The organism is Allonocardiopsis opalescens, from assembly GCF_003002095.1.
In the GTDB taxonomy this organism is placed as follows: Bacteria; Actinomycetota; Actinomycetes; order Streptosporangiales; family Streptosporangiaceae; genus Allonocardiopsis; species Allonocardiopsis opalescens.
In genome coordinates this window covers 569095-586186 of the sequence record NZ_PVZC01000003.1, presented here as the reverse complement: position 1 = coordinate 586186, position 17092 = coordinate 569095, and the positions used below count along the sequence as shown (strand labels likewise).

The window sequence follows — 17092 nt, the reverse complement described above, 5'->3', positions numbered from 1 at the left end:
GCCACCGCCGCCCGTCCGGATCTCCCGGGAGGAGAAGACCATGCCGGCCCACCGCTCCACCGCCGCACCCGTCCGGGTGCCGGGCGTCCCGCTCAGAACCCGCCGCCGCGCCGCCCGGCCGAGCGCACCGCGCTCAGACCCCTTCCAGCCGCTTGCGCTCGCCGTCCCAGGTGAAGTGCAGCGTCGCCACGCCGCGCTGCGCCGGATCGCGCAGGCACTCGTAGATGTTGAGGCTCGGCACGCTCGGAAAACAGCCCCACAGCCGCTCCGAGGTGAGCACGAAGTCCAGGTCGAGCCGGACCAGCAGCCCCAGCAGCCGGCCGTGGGTGGGCTCGTCCACCTTCGCGAAGGCGTCGTCCAGCAGGATCAGCCGGGGCGCGTACGGGAACTGCCGCGCCAGCGAGGTGAAGTGCGCGGAGGCGGCGGCGAACAGCACCAGGTAGGCGATCACCCGCTGCTCGCCCTGGCTCATCGCGGTCCGGTAGCTCAGCCGGCGCTCCCGGCCGGGGGTGGCGTCGTCGGTCACGTACACGGTGAACGCGAACCAGGCCCGGTAGTCCAGCGCCGCCCGCAGGTGCACCCCGTAGCCGGCCGACGGATCCAGTCGGCGCTGGGCCTCGATGCTGCGCCGCAGCGCGTCGCGCAGCCGCCCCGACTCCTGCCTGCTCCGCTCGCTCGCCGGGCGCTCCAGCAGCTCGGCGGCGGCGTGGATGTCTGCGTCGGCGTCGTGGGCCAGCCGCCACGACAGCCGCGCGCCCAGCCCGTGCGAGGTCTTCACCTCCCGCAGCGTGTCGTTGACCGCCGCGATCAGCGCACGCGCCGCCACCACCTGGCGCGACAGGTGCTCGCCCAGCTCGCCGAGGAGGAAGCGCTCGAAGGCCTCCTTCTCCCGTGCGGCCACGGTGGCGCGGGCCTGGTCCGCGGCCTGCCTGATCCGGTCGCCGACCACCGCCACGTCGTGGCCCCCGGCATCGTCGTGCAGCGAGAAGCGCTTGATCCCGTCCTCTTCGCCGACCGCGGCGTCGAAGCCGCCGGCCAGCCCTTCACGCAGCTTCTCGTACCGGTTCAGCACCGCGGTGTCGCCGATGTCGTCGCCCTCGTCGCCCAGCCGCCGCTCCACCTCGTCGGCCAGCGTCTCCAGGGCCCGCAGCTGCACCCGCACCGACTCCTGCGCGGCGGAGTCGTAGGCCGACAGGATCTCGTCCAGGTCGGGCAGGCTCGCCGCGGCGGCGAGGCCCGGCAGGCCCAGCGGCCGGCGCAGCTGCGCGCCCACCTCCACGGTCCGCGCGCCCTGCGCCTCCAGCTCGGCCACTGCTATGTCGCGGCGCACCGACGCCCGGATCCGGTCGTCGCGCGCCTGCTGCGCGCCGCGCTCGGCGGCGGGCAGCTCCACGAGCGCCGACTCCCGCCTGCGGTGCGACTCCGCCTCGGCGTCCACGATGTCGCGCTCGCCCGCCTCCAGGGCGCGCTCCAGCAGCTCCAGCTCGCGCCGGGCCGCGGTGAGCTGCGCCACCGCGCCCGACGCCGCGTCCTCCGCCTCCACCCTGGCGCGCCGGGCGCCCTCCCAGGCCTGCACGTCGTCGGCGTAGGCGTCGAGCCGCTTCTCCACCTGCGCGGTGTCGCGGCGCAGCGTGTCCACACCCGTGCGCAGCCGGGCGAGGGCGCCGCCCAGCTCGGTGAGCGCGTCGGCGTCGGCGGGCAGGCCGCCCGCCTCGGCGTCGATCCGGCGGCGGGCGTCGGTGGCGCGCAGCCGCGCCTCCTCGGCGGTGCGCCTGGCGTCGTCGGCCTGGCGGGTGGCGGTGACCAGCAGCCCCCGCGCCGAGTCGAGGGTCGCGTAGGCGCTGAGCAGATCGTGCCCGATGGGCAGTGTCCGCAGCGCCGACATCAGCTGCTCCTGGCGCGCCTCGATGTCACCCCGCCGCTCGTCGGCCTCGGCCAGCAGCGCCTCGGCCACCTCGATCCGCCGGTCCAGTTCGTCGCCGCGGCGCCGCAGCGTGCGCCGGCGCGCGTCGGCGCCGATGTACTCGGCCTCGGCCTTGGTGTACCGGCCGGAGGCGACGCCGAGCCGCCAGTGGCCGTCGGTGCCCATCCAGCTGTGCGGCGCGGCGTCGGGCCCGGCCCGGCCCAGGCCGATCGAGGTCAGCACGGCCGCCACCTGGCCCACGCTCACTCCCGAGCCGGGCACCTCCACCGGGCGCAGCACGTCCAGGAGCGTGGGGCCGCCGGCGAGCTTGCCCGGCGTCACCAGCACGTCCTGGGTGTCGGGGTCCACCACCGCGCCGTCGGCGGCGAGCCAGCCGGCCAGCAGGCCCGACGCCTCCAGGGCCGCCTCCAGGCCGGCGCGGTCGGCGTCCGCCACCGTGTCGGCGAACTCGATCGTGTGGCAGAAGGGCAGGCCGGTGCCTGGTGTGCGGGCGGGCTGGGTGTAGCGGCTCGGCGCCGGCCCGGCGTCGGCGCGCTCGGCGAGGTGCGCCTTCTGCTGGCGCAGGTCCTCCAGTTCGGCCGTAAGCTCGCGCTGCTCCCCCACCGCGGTGTCGCGGCGCGCGGTCAGCTCGGCCAGCACCGGATCCGTGAGCTCCCTGACCGTGCGCACCACCTCGCCGGGCACGTCCCGGTCGAGGGCCTGCTCGCCGCCGGGCCCGTCCAGCGGCAGTTCGACCAGCGCGAGCAGCGGCTCCAGCTCCAGCACCACCCCGCCCGCTCCCTGCCGGTCGGCCTCGATCCGCACCTCCTGCGCCCACTCCCGCACGGACTGCGCGTAGGAGTGCCCGGCCTCGCCGACCCGCTCCAGAGCATGGCGCTGCAGGGTCTGGGCGTGCTCGGCCTGGGCGTCGTGCCGCTCGGCCTCGTGCTCCAGCCCCCGGGCGCGCTCCTCGGCGCCGGCCAGTCCGGCCAGCGACTTCCGCAGCGCCGCCACGGCCCGCTCGTGCTGGTCCAGGGTGTCGGCGGCGCCCGCCAGCTCCGAGCGCCACTTCTCCAACTCGCCGCCGAGCGCGCGGGCGTCCATCCCGGGCACGGCCGAGCGTTCGATCTCGCTCTCCCAGCCGTCGGTGTCGTAGACCAGCGCCGATTCGGGTTCGGCCAGGATCAGCTCGCGCACGGCGGGCACCGGGCCGAGCAGGGTGTCGGCCAGGTGCGCGGCGCTCAGCTCGCGGCGGGTGTCCCGCAGGGTGCTGCGCACCGCCGCCAGCTGCTCGGCGGCCGCGGCCACATCAGACGACAGCCGGGCGACGGCCTGGTTCTCGGCGGTGCGGGCCAGCTCCGCCGCCGCGCAGGCCACCCCCGCGCTCTGCGCGCGGGCCGCCACCATCGCTCGGTGCGAGCGCAGCTCCTCGGCCTCGCGGTAGCCCGCGCTGGCGCGCAGGGTGGCGAGGTCGGCCTCGGCGGTGTCGCGGGTGCGGCGCAGCTGGGCCACGGCCTCCGCCGCGTCGTGTTCGAGTTCGGCGCACCGGGCCACCTCGCGCTCGGCGTCGCCGGCCACCCGGCGCAGCGCCGTCAGGCCGCGCAGCTGCTCCCGCACGAGCCCCACCCGGCGCCGCAGGCTGCCGCGCAGGTAGCCGCGGTAGGCGGTGAGGAAGGAGCCGAGCGCCGCGTCGGTGGTCTCCAGCCGGGCCAGGTTCTCGCGGACCGCTTCCAGGTCGTCGAGGTTGCGGGCCACCTTGTCGATGACCTCGTCGTCGATCGGGGGCAGCGCCTCGGTGAGCACCGCCACCAGGTCGCCCGACTCGATCCGGTCGCCGATCGTGGGGCGGCGCAGCCGGTAGAGCAGGTGGGCCAGATTGCGGTAGCGGTCGGGGTCGTCCAGCCCGAACAGCTCGCGCATCACCCGCGCCCGGAAGGCGACGGCGGTGTCGTAGCAGTTCTCCTGGCCCACAGTCGTCCGCAGCCGGTCCAGCGAGAGCGGTCTGCGCTGCTCCACCAGGATGAGGTCCTGGCCCACCCGCCGCTCGGTGACGAAGAAGTGGGCGCGGGTCTCACCGCTGGACGACGACGCCTTGATCGCCGCGCCGAGGGTGCGCCAGTGCCGCCGCCCCTCCTCGTCGGTGCGGCCGAACTCCACCCACAGGTAGCCGAGCACATTGGGCGAGGTGCGGCCGTCGAGCATCAGCCAGCGCAGCGAGGTCCTGCTGGTGCCGGTGGCGTCGATGCGGCGGGCGTCGCCGTCCAGCAGGAAGGGCAGCAGCATCTCCAGCGCCTTGGACTTGCCCGCGCCGTTCTTGCCCCGCAGCAGCAGCCGGCCGTCGGCGAACTGGAACTCCTGGTCGTCGTACTGCCACACGTTGTGGATGCCGGCCCGCGACAGCCGGTAGCGGTGCGGGCTGCGGTGCGCCGGCGCCGCCCCGCCGGCGGCCGCGCCCCGCGCGGCGGCCGGCTCGGGAGCGGGCTCGGCTCCGTCCGTGGCGGCGCTCAACACGGCTCCTCTCGCGTTCGGTACGGCCGCTGCGGCGTACCGTCCGGTTCGGTGCGGCCCTGGTCCGTGGTGTCCGGGCGGGTCGGCCCCGGAGGCGCGACCGGCGTCAGGGCGGTGCCCGCCGGGGCGGATGCGGCCCGCGCGGCAGGGCACGGCCCGTCCAGTGTCCCGCGAGACGCACCCATTCGTGCCGATTCCGCACCGTCCGGCATCATGCCGTGCCCCGCGTCACACCGCGTCCCGGTCGGCGTAGCGGGCGGCCGCGGCGAGCAGCGCCCAGCCGTCGCCCTCCCGGCGGACGAGCCGCATGCGGGCCAGCAGGGTGAGCGCCTGGTCGCGCAGCAGCTCGGGATCGGCCACGTACGCGCGCGACCAGCCGCGGCCGTACTCGGCCACCAGTTCGTCGAGGGTGTCGGCGATCAGGTCGTCGGGCACGGCCACCCGGGTGCGGGGCGCCGCCGGCTCGGCGGTGCCCGCCCCGGCCGCTTCGCCGCCGTCGGGGGCGAGCGCCCGCACCAGGCGGTCCACCAGCAGCAGGGCCGCCTGCGCCACCGTGCCCACTCCGGGGAACTCCACATCGGTGAGCTGGTCGTTGGGGTCGATCAGCGCCACGCCCTCCGTGCGCACCTCGGCGTCGAGCCCGTAGGTCTCCAGCAGGTGGCGGGTCTCCCTGCGCTGCTCGCGGCGCCACCAGGCCCGTTCGGCCTCGGAGAGTTCGTCGAGGTAGACCACTGGCGTCTCCAGCAGCCGACGCCGCACCGAGTGGCGCGGCCCGGCCTCGCCCGCGGCGGCGGCCCGCTCGATGAGCTCGTCAGCCGAGGCGGCCCGCGCGAGCGGGGCGGCGACCAGCCGCCTGGCGATCTCGCGGTCCACCGTGATGAGCACCTCCGCGCTCTCGCTGTCGGCGTAGGCGGCCAGCGAGCCCTCGTCCTCGGTCAGCGCCTCCCAGGCCACCAGCTGCCGGAGCGCGGCCACCATGGCGCGGCGCTGCGCGCTGCGGTCGGGCTCGCCGAGGTCGATCCCCGCCTCCTCGGCGGCCGCCCGGATCCGGTGCGCGAGTTCCGAGAGCAGCAGCTGCTCGGGAGCGGTGACCAGCACGGAGAGTGCGAGCGCCAGGTAGGCGTAGGCGCGCGGGGTGAACGGCGCGCCGCTGGCGCGGGTGAGCGCGTGCCCGGTGCCGCGGCCGAGTCCCGCCTTGGTGAGCCGGGCGAAGCCCGCCTCCACGACCAACCGGTAGCCGAGGAGTTCGTCGAAGTGCTGGATGAGCCATTCCGCGTGCTTGCGCAGCAGCGGGAACTCCTCCGGGTGGCTGCGCGGCGTGACCAGCGGACGGTCCAGCAGCAGCCGCACGGCGGTCCGCCGCTCGCTCGCGAGCGCGATGTCGTCCTTGGTCGCCATGTCGCCTTTCGCTGGTGGACGGGCCGCACGGAAGCGTCCCGTGCGCCGGCGTCGTCGCCGAGTGGTCGTGGGCGCGCCGCGGCCGGGCACCGGGCCGCGCCGCCGCGGCTACGTCAGGTCCTCCAGCAGCCCTGGAGTCGTGGCGGGGCGCTGGTGGTAGGAGGTGGCGCAGAGGCTGAGGCCGGACAGGGCCAGTTCGCCGTCGGGTCCGCTGAGGGTGACGGCGGCGTCGGGGGCGCGGGTGAGGTGGAGCGCGATGTCGAGGTCCAGCTCGCCCGCGGAGGCGGCGGTGAAGTCGTGCCCGGCCACCCCGATCGCCCCGGTCAGCAGGTCGAGCAGCAGGGCGCGGGCCGCGGCCGAGACCTCCACCCGCACGCTGCCCCGGGTGGGCCCGGGCAGGGCGGCGCGCAGTTCGGCGGCGGCGAGCCTGCGGTGCTCGGCCTCGGCCTCGGCGAGGCTGCGCAGCCGCTCCTTCTGCCGGGTGTGGTCGTCCACGGCCGCGGTGCGGCCGCGGGCGGCCCGCGAACCGCGCTCGCGCAGCGAGGCGGGCACATCGACCCCTGGCGCGTCCCACCAGCTGACCGCGCCCGGCTCGGCGATGTCGGGCTCGCCGGCCACCCCGAGATGCCGGGCGCCGTACAGGCCGAACGCGGCGACGAAGAGGTCGTGCGCGGTTCCGGAATCGGCGTCGTCGAACCACTTGGCGAGCCGCAGCAGCTCGCCCCGCCGGGAGCGCTCGCCGGTGGAGGTGCGCACCAGGCGCTTGGCATTGGCGAGCAGCGCCTGCAGGGCGCGCAGGGTGGCGTCCTTGAGCCGGTCCACCTCGCTGCCGCGGCCGGTGGTGTCGGTGAACCAGCCGCGCAGCTCGTCCCAGTCGGCGCGGGCGCGCCCCCGGCCGCGCCGCACCGGCGTGTCGGCGCCCCCGGACAGGCCGGGCGGGCCGGCCGAGTCGATCGCCTCCAGCAGTGCGGGCAGCCTCGGCCACAGCTCGTCCAGGGCGGCCTGCACGCGCGGCGCGTGGTGCGCGACGTCCTCGGTGATGGCCTCGACGTAGTCGAGCAGCAGGTTCCGCAGCGCGCTGTGCCCCGGGGCGCCGAGATCGGGGCGGAACAGCACATGGCCGAGGTAGGCGTAGAAGCCGCGCGCGGAGTCGGCGAAGGCGTCGAAGGCGGTGAACACGGCGGCGGTGCGGCGCAGCGCGTCGTGCGGGGCGCGGTCGGCGCGGGCGGCGAGGACGGCGAGGTCGGCCAGCTCGCGGGTGAGCACCGCCAGGAGCTCCAGGCTCACCTCGTGGGCGGAGCCGGCGTCGGCGAGCAGGGCGTCGGCCTGCCGCTGCACCCGCTCGCCGAGCGGGGTGAGCTGGTAGCGCGAGCGGGAGCGCTGGTACTCACCGATGCTGCCGACGCGGACGGTGCGGGAGCTGAGGCTGAGCGCGCCCCAGCGCACCAGCGCCGCCAGCCGGTCGGCCACGTCGTCGGCGTCGACGACCACGGGCACCGGGCCGGAGGCGAGCCGGTCGGCCACTTCGGGGGCGGACAGGTCGGTGAGCAGCGCGGAGGTGAAGACCCGCATGATCGCGAGATAGGCGGCCCGCGACCGCGGATCGGGGACGCTGAGGTAGCTGTAGGCGTCGAGCGGGCCGACGTCCTCGCCGAGCCCGGTGTCGGGCAGCGGATCGGGCTGCTCGCGGCGGTGCGCACCCGGCGGTGCCGTTCCGGCGCCCGCGGCCGGGCCCCACCGCTGGTCGCCGGGCCACGGCGCCAGCCGTACGCCTGCCGGGAGGGTGGGCGGCGGCGGCGAGATCTCGGTCACGCGCGGCCCCCTAGTCGACTCAGGTCACTCCCCTCCCCGCCTCCATTGTGGTGGACGCCGGCGGAGCGGGTCCACCGGTTCGCGGCGGCGTGGTCCGCGGCGGGCGGCCCGGCGGCCGCCGGGCCTGGTGGCGGCTACTGCGGCAGCAGGAGTTCGCCGGGATGCGCGCCGTCGTCGAAGCCGTCCTCCATACCGGGGGGCGGGGCGCCCTGCCAGGTGATCTCGTAGGTGGTGAAGTAGTCCGTCCCCTCGACCGGCGCGGGATCGCCGAGCACGATCTCCACCGGGAAGGGGTCCTCGGTGCACTCGGGCAGGCACCAGGTGCCCGAGAGCATCCCGGTCCCCGACGCGGTGTCGGCCTGCCAGCCGTGCCAGGCCAGCTCGTTGAGGGTGCTGAACTCCGAGAGCACCAGTCCGGCGGGCGCCTGCTGGGGGCGGCCGCTCTCGTCCCGCCACAGGTTCCACACCTGCGTGTCGCCGGTCACGTCGGCGGAGGGCGAGGCGGAGGGCGACGGGGAGTCCGAGGGTGCGGCGGCCGAGGAGTCCGGCGCGGCGGAGAGCGGCGCCGCCCCGGAAGGGCCCGGCCGGGCGCTGGGCGGGGCTCCGGTGGTGTCCGGCCCGCCGGTTCCGCAGCCGGCCAGGACCAGGGCGGCGGCGGCCGCCAGGGCGGTGCTTCGGGCGTGTGCTCGCTGCATACCGTTCTCCTCACCGTCGGCCACTGAGGAGTCACGCTAGGCAGCCGGCCGCCACCCGACAAGGGGGCGCGTCGCGCGCACCGGACGGAGCCCGGACGAGTACCGCGCCGGCGGGAGGCGGCCGGTGGGAAGCGGGCGGTGAGAGCGGGGGCGGGGGAACGCGAAGAGACCTCCGGCAGCCCGTTCGCGCGGTGAACGGGCCGACCGGAGGTCCCTCATGTACGCGGTGCGACGCTCGGACCGGTCTTCAGATCGACAGGTCGGTCGCCGGCGACTTAGTAGTCGCCGTTCTCGCCGTGCTGGTGGTCGCCGTGGTGGTGGTGACCGTGGTGGTGGTCATCCACGTTCACCTGGACGGCGGAGGCGTTGTTGCACTCACCCAGGGTCTCGGGCGAGGCGATCGGAACGATGACGCCGATGACCGCGGCGATGTCGTTCTGGCAGGCGTTGATCGGAATCAGCGACGTGTTCTGGTTGAAGCCGTCAGCCTGCGCCGGAGACGCGACCAGCGCGCTACCGAGGGCCGCCGCGGCCACCAGGCCGGAAATGCCGAGTTTACGCAGCATCTGAGTCTCCTAGAGTGCAGTGAAAAGGAAAGGTCAGTCGTTGACCTGGAAGACCGACGCGTTGTTGCACTCGCCCAGGGTCTCGGGCGAGGCGATCGGGATGATGACGCCGATGACCGCGGCGATGTCGTTCTGGCAGAGGTTCACCGGAATGAGGGACGTGTTCTGGTTGAAGCCCTCGTCGCCGCCGCCGGCGTGCGCGGGAGAGGCGACCAGCGCGCCACCGAGGGCGGCGGCGGCGACCAGACCGGAGATACCGAGCTTACGCAGCATTTGATTTTCCCCTTATTTCTGTTGACGAGAATGTGGAGCTAGTCGTTGACCTGGGCCGATTCCGCGTTACCGCAGTGGCCGACGGTCTCCGGCGAGGCGATCGGGATGACGATGCCCAGGATGGCGATGTCGGTGCTGCAGATCTGGATCGTCACCACATCGATGTCCTGGTTGATGTCGCCGTCACCTCCGGCGGCGTGGGCCGGCGACAGCGCGGCGGCCGACAGGCCGAGCGCCAGCGCGCCGATGGCACCAAGCTTCTTGAACATACAACTCCAATGACACGGAAACGAGGCGGACGCGAGCAGCGACCGCCCCCGCAAGACCTTGCAGCAGCATTCTTTCCAACCGGAGGCATATGTCAATCGCAAACGGGGAACCGCCCAGCGTTTTTCACTTCACCGATAGGCATCAAACAACAGCAATACTGCACAAGCAGTTTTGAACCACCAAAGCGCCCAGAACAGACATCGGCATACATGGCACCAATTCGATCCGCCATTTATCCGACACACCCGGCGCATGCACCGTTGTCCGGAAATGAACCTTGTTCCCGCGCCGCGAACCTTCCGTGCGACGCGACGGGAATCGTCCGCTGATCAGCACGCGACCGACGAATGACCACCGGGCGACGGCGATGCGTGCGCGAATCAGCACGCCCTGGCGTCAACGGGTGACACGCCAGGGGACCGCGCACCAGAGGCGGCCACGGACGGATATGGGTGACCGTCGTCACATCCGTGCACACCGGCCACATGCGCCACACGCCGGCGCCCCGCAGAAACGTGCCGCCGAAGCCGCGTTATCGCAGGGCAGCGGCCCGGTACGCCGTTCGGGGCCACCGGCCGGTCTACCGCGTTCCTTCCGGTGGCGGGGCCGGACAGGAACACGCGGTACCGCGGGCATTGCCGCTTCCTGCGATTCGCCAAGGCCCGCGTCCGGCGGCGCGGAGATCCGCCGGTACCGTCCACGCCGCCCGACACGCCGATGGGCGCACGGGCTTCCGGCCGTCCCCGCCGCCGTGCGGCGTGCGAATGCCGGCGGCTGCCCCTCGGAATGGCTTGCGCTCAATGCCCGCACGCCGGCGGACAAGGCCGGTTCCGGTCGGACGTAGCCGGACCGGACATGCGAACGCCCCTTGGCCTGAATTCCAGGTCAGGGGGCGTTTGTGCTGGGTGGCAGGTGTAGGGTTCGAACCTACGTAGGCTGAGCCGACGGTTTTACAGACCGCTCCCTTTGGCCGCTCGGGCAACCTGCCTTGTGGCGCCTGTGGTGACGCCACGAAGAAGGATAGCGGACATCCCCGGGTGGTCGAACCGATTACCGGCCGGGTACGCGGGCGTCCGGCGTGGGCGGGATCAGGCGGCTTAGACTCGACCACCGGGCCCGACGGGGCGCGGGCTGTGGCCGTCGCTTGTGGGAGTGTCATTTCTCGATGGATGCTTCGTTCGACATCGTGTCCAAGATCGACCGGCAAGAGGTCGACAACGCGCTGAACCAGGCCGCTAAGGAGATCGGGCACCGCTTCGACTTCCGCGGGGTGGGCGCCTCGATCGCCTGGTCGGGCGACCAGGCGGTGGAGATCCGCGCCAACAGCGAGGAGCGCGCCGCCGCCGTGCTGGACGTCTTCAAGGAGAAGCTGGTCAAGCGCGGGATCTCGATGAAGGTGCTGGACCCCGGCGAGCCGAGGCTGTCCGGCAAGGAGTACCGGCTGGCGGTCGCCCTGAAGGAGGGCATCGCGCAGGACCAGGCGAAGAAGATCTCCAAGCTGATCCGCGACGAGGGCCCCAAGGGCGTCAAGGCGCAGGTGCAGGGCGACGAGCTGCGGGTCAGCTCGAAGAAGAAGGACGACCTCCAGGCGGTCATCGCGCTGGTCAAGGGCCAGGACCTCGACGTCGCCCTCCAGTTCGTCAACTTCCGCTAGGACGGGCGCCCGGCTCGCAGGCTCGCCGGCCCCGTTCGCTCGGGCCTGCGGAGGGCGGTTCCGACGCCTGCCCGGCGGTTCGCGCCCGGCCGGGCGGCCCGGCCCTCGGTCCCCAATCCGCCCACCGGCACTCGGCCGATCCCGCACTCCGTCGGCCGCGTCCGCGATCCGCGCCCGGACGGGCGATCCGGCACCGTCCGGCGGTTCGGAGCCGTCCGCGCGAGACGTGCGTGCCGAAGCTCCGTCGCCGTGCCCGCGCGGCCGTTCACCGCGGCGCGCGGGTGGCCGCGTCGGACGGCGGCGGACCAGTGGACGGGCCCGCGGGTCCGGCCCGATCGCGGCCGGGGATCAGGCGCGGTGCGCGGTCATGAGCATCGCCGCGTACGGGCCGGCGGACACCTCGTCCGTCGCCTGGTCGGCGGGGATGACATTGTCCATCCGCAGGCGCAGGCCGTCCGCGCCGGCCGCGACGCTGATCCGCCACAGCCAGCCGCCGCCGTAGTCGCCCTCCAGGACGACGGCTCCCGGGTCCTGCCGGCTACCCGACAGCGTCATGGGCGACGGCCGCTGGTGCCAGGAGTCGCCCCACATGGCGACCAGTGCGCCCTCGCCCTCGCCGGCGCCGATGACGAGCAGGCCCTCCTGGGGGCCGTCGTCGGGATGCGTCCAGGAGTAGGCCACCGCGGCCAGATGGCCGGCGGCGGCGGAGGTCACCGTCAGGGTGGCGGGGAACTCCGCGAACGGGTCGCCGGGCAGCAGCCGGAAGCCGTTCGTGCCCGTCCAGCCGCCGATCGCGTCGGATAGCAGTGCCATTCCGCGGACTCTACCCCGGCCGATTCGTCGGGCCCCGAACGCCGTCGGCTCGGCCGTGGAACCGGTGGCGGCCGCTCAGTCGTCCGGGTCGCTCATGCGCTCCAGGCGGCGGACGCGGGCGCGGGTGGCCGGGTGGGTGGAGAACAGGGAGCACATGCCGCCGCCGCGGAACGGGTTGACGATCATGAGGTGGGCGGTGCTCATCATCCGGCCGCTGGGCTCCATCGGCAGCTCGTGCCGGCCGAGTTCGATGGCGCGCAGGGCGCTGGCGAGGCCCTCGGGGTCTCCGGTCAGCTCGGCGGCGGCGGCGTCGGCGCGGTACTCGCGGTTGCGGGTGACCGCCAGCTGGATGAGGGTGGCGGCCACCGGGCCGAGCACCATGAACATCAGGCCCTGGAGCAGGCCGAAGTCGTCGTCATCGTCCTCGGCGCCCAGCGGGAGGAGCCAGGCGAGGCTGGCCAGGCCGGTGATGAGCGAGGCCAGCGCGGCGGTGACCGACGAGATCAGGGTGTCGCGGTGCCGGATGTGGGCCAGCTCGTGTGCGACGACGGCCCGCAGCTGCCGTTCGTCCAGGATGTTCAGCAGCCCGAGCGTGCAGCACACGGCGGACAGGCGCGGGTTGCGGCCGGTGGCGAAGGCGTTGGAGGCGGCCATCGGCGAGACGTAGACCCGGGGCATCGGCAGCCGGGCGCGGGTGGACAGCTCGCGCACGATCCGGTAAAGCCTCGGCTGCTCGACCTCGCTGACAGGGCGGGCCGACATGGTGCGCAGGGCGATGCGGTCGCTGAAGTAGAAGGCGACGGCGGCGAGCACACCGGCGACGACCAGGGCGAAGCCGAGCCCGAGCAGGCCGGCGCTCCAGACGCCCGCGAGGGCGAGCCCGGCGCCGAGGGCGGCGAGCAGCACCGCGGTGCGCATTCCGTTACCGTGGGTCACGGCTCACCCCCTTCCGCTCGGATCATCGCGCTCCACCGGTACAAACGGCTGACCACGGCGCAAGCGTTCCCCGCGGTCCGTGTGAGCCGGAGCGGCGCCCGCCCCGCCGGCCCCGGGGGTCGGAGCACACCGCGCCGCCCTCCCCGCCCGGACCGCCGCGCCCAGCGATGGCCGGACACCGCGCCCACAACCGAACACCGCGGCGGCGGACGCGGTTCCCCACCCCACCCCCGCCCCACCCGACCAGGGGGCAAACCACCCCTGGAAAGGTAAGGCCGCGGGCCGAGCCTGGCAGCTGTCAAGAGGCTGGGCCAGGGGGCGGCCCGGATCTGTGGACCGCGGGGTGGTTCGGGCGCGGATCGTCCACAGGCGGGGTTCTCGGGCTTGCGTTCGGTGCGCCCGGGTGGGCCCAGGCCGACGTGCTCCCCGCACGAGGTCCGCCGCAAGGTGCGCCCGGCCGCCGGGAACCCACCGGCCGGCCCCCACACGACGAATCGTCGCTCCTCCCGGAGCGCCCCTGGCGGCCGTGCCGCGGGCGCCGGGCCGGCCGGTCCACGCGGCCGAGGCCCCGGATTCGCCGTGTGCGGACCGCCCAGAACCCACCGACCGCCGGTCCGCGCCCGACGTGCCGGGCGAGCCGAGAGGGCGACCCGCACGGCGGCCGCACGCACCGCCCACCGCGAAGTGCGGGCCCGGGGGCGGGTCGGCGACGAGCCGAGCAAGACAAGAGGTCGATCCGCGACGCGGCCGCACGCACCGGCCGCCGCGAGCCGCGAGCCCGACCGCGCAGGGCCCGCGGGGCCGGGTGATCCGATGTGACGGAGTGGACAGCCCCGGGCGCGGAGCCGGGCCCGGTAACAAGTACAGTCTAATTGTGACGAACGGATCGCCAGATCTCGTGATCCTGGTCGAGCGGCGCCATGTCGACCTCGGCCGGGTCGCCAGCGCGCTGTGTCGTCGCTCCCTCCCGGCGCGCCCGTAGCGGCCGTGCCGCGGGCGCCGGCCCCGCCGGTCCACGCGGCCAGGCCCCCGGATTCGGCCACTCCAGCCCATGCGGGCAGGTACAGCACGTACCCTGGCAGCTGCGGAGCGGGGTGTGCCGCGTCAGGGGCCGAACGGGTCGGACTCCGGAGACCAGCCGCCCACCGCAGCCGCCGCGCCCCACGAGCGGGGCGACGGCACGACCCCCGGACCACGTCGATGTTGACCGTCCTGTCCGAAACCCAGTTCCCCAGTAAATCCCTCGGCCGCCGCCCCGGCGGGCGCACGGCCGTGTCGAGGAGGTCGGCGATCCTGTGACCAAGCAGGTCCAGCAGCTCGATCGCGTCATCATCCGGTTCGCGGGCGACTCGGGTGACGGCATGCAGTTGACCGGAGACCGGTTCACCCAGGAGACCGCGTCCTTCGGCAACGACCTGTCCACGCTCCCCAACTTCCCGGCCGAGATCCGCGCCCCGGCCGGCACCCTCCCCGGGGTCTCCAGCTTCCAGCTCCACTTCGCCGACCACGACATCATGACGCCGGGCGACGCCCCGAACGTCCTGGTGGCGATGAACCCGGCGGCGCTGAAGGCCAACCTCGAGGACGTGCCGCGCGGCGCCGACATCATCGTCAACACCGACGAGTTCACCAAGCGCAACCTCACCAAGGTCGGCTACCCGGTGAACCCGCTCGAGGACGGCTCGCTGGCCGAGTACCGGGTGCACGCGGTGCCGCTCACCTCGATGACGGTCAAGGCGCTCGAAGAGTTCGACGTCTCCAAGAAGGACGCGGAGCGCGCGAAGAACATGTTCGCGCTCGGCCTGCTGTCGTGGCTGTACAACCGGCCGACCGAGGGCACGCTCGCGTTCCTGCGCGCCAAGTTCGCCAGCAAGCCCGCGATCATGGCGGCGAACACGGCGGCCTTCCAGGCGGGCTGGAACTTCGGCGAGACCACCGAGGACTTCGCCGTCTCCTACGAGATCAAGCCGGCCACCCTGCGCCCGGGCACCTACCGCAACATCACCGGCAACCTGGCGCTCTCCTACGGCCTGATCGCGGGTTCGCGGCTGTCGGGGCTGCCGCTCTTCCTCGGCTCCTACCCCATCACCCCCGCCTCCGACGTGCTGCACGAACTGTCGCGGCACAAGGGCTTCGGGGTGCGCACCTTCCAGGCCGAGGACGAGATCGCCGGAGTGGGCGCGGCCCTGGGCGCCGCCTTCGGCGGCTCGCTGGGCGTCACCACCACCTCGGGCCCGGGCATGGCGCTGAAGGCCGAGACGATCGGCCTGGGCGTGATGATGGAGCTGCCGCTGGTGGCGATCAACATCCAGCGGGCCGGGCCGAGCACCGGCATGCCGACCAAGACCGAGCAGGCCGACCTGCTGCAGGCCCTGTACGGCCGCAACGGCGAGTCGCCGGTGCCGGTGCTGGCGCCGCAGTCGCCGGCCGACTGCTTCGACATCGCGATCGAGGCGGTGCGGATCGCCACCACGTACCGCACCCCGGTGATCGTGCTCTCCGACGGCTACATCGCCAACGGCTCCGAGCCGTGGCGGCTGCCCGACGTGGCCGCCCTGCCCGACCTGCGGGTGGAGTTCGCCACCGAGCCCAACGGCCCCGACGGCGCCTTCCTGCCCTACCTGCGCGACCCCGAGACCCTGGCGCGGCCGTGGGCGGTGCCGGGCACCCCGGGGCTGGAGCACCGCGTCGGCGGCATCGAGAAGAGCGACGGCACCGGCAACATCTCCTACAGCCCGTCCAACCACGACCTGATGGTGCGCACCCGCCAGGCCAAGGTCGACGGCGTGGCCCGCGACATCGAGCCGCTGCGGGTCGACGACCCCACCGGCGACGCCGAGGTGCTGGTGCTCGGCTGGGGCGGCACCTACGGGTCGATCGGCGCGGGCGTGCGCCGGGTGCGGCGGGCCGGCGGGCGGATCGCCCAGGCCCACCTGCGCCACCTCAACCCCTTCCCGGCCAACATCGGCGAGGTGCTGGCCCGCTACGAGCGCGTGGTGGTGCCCGAGATCAACCTGGGGCAGCTCTCCCAGCTGCTGCGGGCGCGCTTCCTGGTGGACGTGATCGGCTACAACAAGGTCCGCGGCCTGCCGTTCAAGGCGGAGGAGCTGGCGGGCGTGCTGCAGGACGTGCTGAACGGCCGGCGGACCGAGGATGTGATCGAGAAGTGACCGAGACGGTGAACGGGGCGGTCGGCGGCGCGGTGCCGCCGGCCGGGCTGCGGCTGGTGCCGCGGGCCGACGAGCCGCTGAAGATGAAGGACTTCAAGACCGACCAGGAGGTGCGCTGGTGCCCGGGCTGCGGTGACTACGCGATCCTGGCCGCGTTCCAGAGCTTCCTGCCCGAGCTGGGCGTGAAGCGGGAGAACGTGGTGATGGTCTCCGGGATCGGCTGCTCCTCGCGCTTCCCGTACTACGTCGACACCTACGGGATGCACTCCATCCACGGCCGCGCCCCGGCGATCGCCACCGGGCTGGCCGCCAGCCGCCCCGACCTGTCGGTCTGGGTCGTCACGGGCGACGGCGACGGCCTGTCGATCGGCGGCAACCACCTGATCCACGCGCTGCGCCGCAATGTCAACATCAAGATCCTGCTGTTCAACAACCGGATCTACGGGCTGACCAAGGGCCAGTACTCCCCCACCTCCGAGCTGGGCAAGGTGACCAAGTCGACCCCGATGGGCTCGCTGGACACCCCGTTCAACCCGGTGTCGCTGGCCCTGGGCGCCGAGGCGAGCTTCGTCGCCCGCTCGGTGGACTCCGACCGCAAGCACCTGCAGAGCGTGCTGCGGGAGGCCGCCGACCACCAGGGCTCGGCCTTCATCGAGATCTACCAGAACTGCCCGATCTTCAACGACGACGCGTTCGCGCCGCTGAAGGAGGCCGACCGCGGCACCCCGGGCAGCGGCGGGCTGATCCGGCTGCAGCACGGCGAGCCGGTCCGCTTCGGCGGCGGCAAGGGCGTGCGGCTGAACCGCTACGGCACCGCCGAGGTGGTCGACGTGGACGAGGTCGGCGAGGACGAGCTGCTGGTGCACGACGTCGCGGTGCCCGACCCCTCCTACGCCTTCGCGCTGTCGCGGCTGGACCAGCCGGCCTTCGCGCACGTGCCGGTCGGCGTGTTCCGCAAGGTGCCCCGGCCCAGCTACGACGAGCTGATGGCCGCGCAGCTGGAGCGCGCGGCCGCCGCCGAGGGCCCCGGCGACCTGGGCGCCCTGCTGGCCAGCGGCGACACCTGGACCGTCGGCTAGCCGGCGCCCGAGGAC

The 17092-nt window shown here is 74.0% G+C and carries 13 protein-coding genes and 1 tRNA gene; 4 read left to right on the top strand and 10 right to left on the bottom strand.

Features of this window, described 5'->3' with window-relative positions; translation table 11 throughout:
- Positions 1-133: 133 nt before the first annotated feature.
- The 8 genes from CLV72_RS12785 to CLV72_RS12745 form a co-directional block, all read right to left on the bottom strand.
- Complete coding sequence (locus CLV72_RS12785) at positions 134-4411, bottom strand: TIGR02680 family protein (protein WP_106245042.1); 4278 nt, start codon at positions 4409-4411, stop codon at positions 134-136.
- A gap of 228 nt (positions 4412-4639) precedes the next feature.
- A complete protein-coding gene (locus tag CLV72_RS12780) occupies positions 4640-5809 on the bottom strand; it encodes a TIGR02678 family protein (RefSeq protein WP_106245039.1) in 1170 nt (389 codons plus the stop codon).
- 108 nt (positions 5810-5917) lie between these two features.
- Positions 5918-7621, bottom strand: a complete 1704-nt coding sequence (locus CLV72_RS12775; protein ID WP_106245036.1) for a TIGR02677 family protein — start codon at positions 7619-7621, stop codon at positions 5918-5920.
- 134 nt (positions 7622-7755) lie between these two features.
- Positions 7756-8316 carry a hypothetical protein gene (locus CLV72_RS32190; RefSeq protein WP_170140965.1) on the bottom strand — a complete coding sequence of 187 codons (561 nt, stop codon included), beginning with the start codon at positions 8314-8316 and terminating at the stop codon, positions 7756-7758.
- A gap of 275 nt (positions 8317-8591) precedes the next feature.
- Entirely contained in the window at positions 8592-8882 is a 291-nt protein-coding gene (locus CLV72_RS12760; protein ID WP_106245028.1) for a hypothetical protein, read from the bottom strand.
- 33 nt (positions 8883-8915) lie between these two features.
- Positions 8916-9155, bottom strand: coding sequence for a hypothetical protein (locus CLV72_RS12755; RefSeq protein ID WP_106245025.1), 240 nt, complete (start codon positions 9153-9155; stop codon positions 8916-8918).
- A gap of 38 nt (positions 9156-9193) precedes the next feature.
- Positions 9194-9424, bottom strand: coding sequence for a hypothetical protein (locus CLV72_RS12750; RefSeq protein ID WP_106245023.1), 231 nt, complete (start codon positions 9422-9424; stop codon positions 9194-9196).
- Between the two features lie 907 nt (positions 9425-10331).
- Positions 10332-10413 (bottom strand) — tRNA-Tyr (locus CLV72_RS12745).
- Positions 10414-10590: 177 nt separating this feature from the next.
- Between CLV72_RS12745 and CLV72_RS12740 the strand changes: the two genes are divergently transcribed.
- Positions 10591-11079: a YajQ family cyclic di-GMP-binding protein gene (locus CLV72_RS12740; protein WP_106245020.1), complete on the top strand. Its 489-nt coding sequence runs from the start codon at positions 10591-10593 to the stop codon at positions 11077-11079.
- 348 nt (positions 11080-11427) lie between these two features.
- On the opposite strand, the gene CLV72_RS12735 is transcribed toward CLV72_RS12740, so the two are convergent.
- Positions 11428-11892: a hypothetical protein gene (locus CLV72_RS12735; RefSeq protein ID WP_106245017.1), complete on the bottom strand. Its 465-nt coding sequence runs from the start codon at positions 11890-11892 to the stop codon at positions 11428-11430.
- Positions 11893-11967: 75 nt separating this feature from the next.
- On the bottom strand, positions 11968-12810 hold the full coding sequence (locus CLV72_RS12730; protein WP_106245014.1) for a M48 family metalloprotease: 843 nt from the start codon (positions 12808-12810) through the stop codon (positions 11968-11970).
- 892 nt (positions 12811-13702) lie between these two features.
- On the opposite strand from CLV72_RS12730, the gene CLV72_RS33805 reads away from it, so the two are divergent.
- The 3 genes from CLV72_RS33805 (at position 13703) to CLV72_RS12720 (ending at position 17077) form a co-directional block, all read left to right on the top strand.
- Positions 13703-13810 (top strand): putative leader peptide, encoded by a 108-nt coding sequence (locus CLV72_RS33805; protein ID WP_342755665.1) that lies wholly within the window; start codon positions 13703-13705, stop codon positions 13808-13810.
- Positions 13811-14123: 313 nt separating this feature from the next.
- Positions 14124-15998, top strand: a complete 1875-nt coding sequence (locus CLV72_RS12725) for a 2-oxoacid:acceptor oxidoreductase subunit alpha (protein ID WP_106245011.1) — start codon at positions 14124-14126, stop codon at positions 15996-15998.
- On the top strand, positions 15995-17077 hold the full coding sequence (locus CLV72_RS12720; protein ID WP_245930133.1) for a 2-oxoacid:ferredoxin oxidoreductase subunit beta: 1083 nt from the start codon (positions 15995-15997) through the stop codon (positions 17075-17077). The genes CLV72_RS12725 and CLV72_RS12720 overlap by 4 nt, the downstream gene beginning before the upstream one ends.
- Positions 17078-17092 lie beyond the last annotated feature (15 nt).

What these genes read in the sequence shown, in the direction of transcription:
- CLV72_RS12780 (WP_106245039.1), bottom strand. Translation starts at nt 5,809, where the DNA reads ATGGCGACCAAGGACGACATCGCGCTCGCGAGCGAGCGGCGGACCGCC.
- CLV72_RS32190 (WP_170140965.1), bottom strand. Translation starts at nt 8,316, where the DNA reads ATGCAGCGAGCACACGCCCGAAGCACCGCCCTGGCGGCCGCCGCCGCC.
- CLV72_RS12760 (WP_106245028.1), bottom strand. Translation starts at nt 8,882, where the DNA reads ATGCTGCGTAAACTCGGCATTTCCGGCCTGGTGGCCGCGGCGGCCCTC.
- CLV72_RS12755 (WP_106245025.1), bottom strand. Translation starts at nt 9,155, where the DNA reads ATGCTGCGTAAGCTCGGTATCTCCGGTCTGGTCGCCGCCGCCGCCCTC.
- CLV72_RS12750 (WP_106245023.1), bottom strand. Translation starts at nt 9,424, where the DNA reads ATGTTCAAGAAGCTTGGTGCCATCGGCGCGCTGGCGCTCGGCCTGTCG.
- CLV72_RS12740 (WP_106245020.1), top strand. Translation starts at nt 10,591, where the DNA reads ATGGATGCTTCGTTCGACATCGTGTCCAAGATCGACCGGCAAGAGGTC.
- CLV72_RS12735 (WP_106245017.1), bottom strand. Translation starts at nt 11,892, where the DNA reads ATGGCACTGCTATCCGACGCGATCGGCGGCTGGACGGGCACGAACGGC.
- CLV72_RS12730 (WP_106245014.1), bottom strand. Translation starts at nt 12,810, where the DNA reads ATGCGCACCGCGGTGCTGCTCGCCGCCCTCGGCGCCGGGCTCGCCCTC.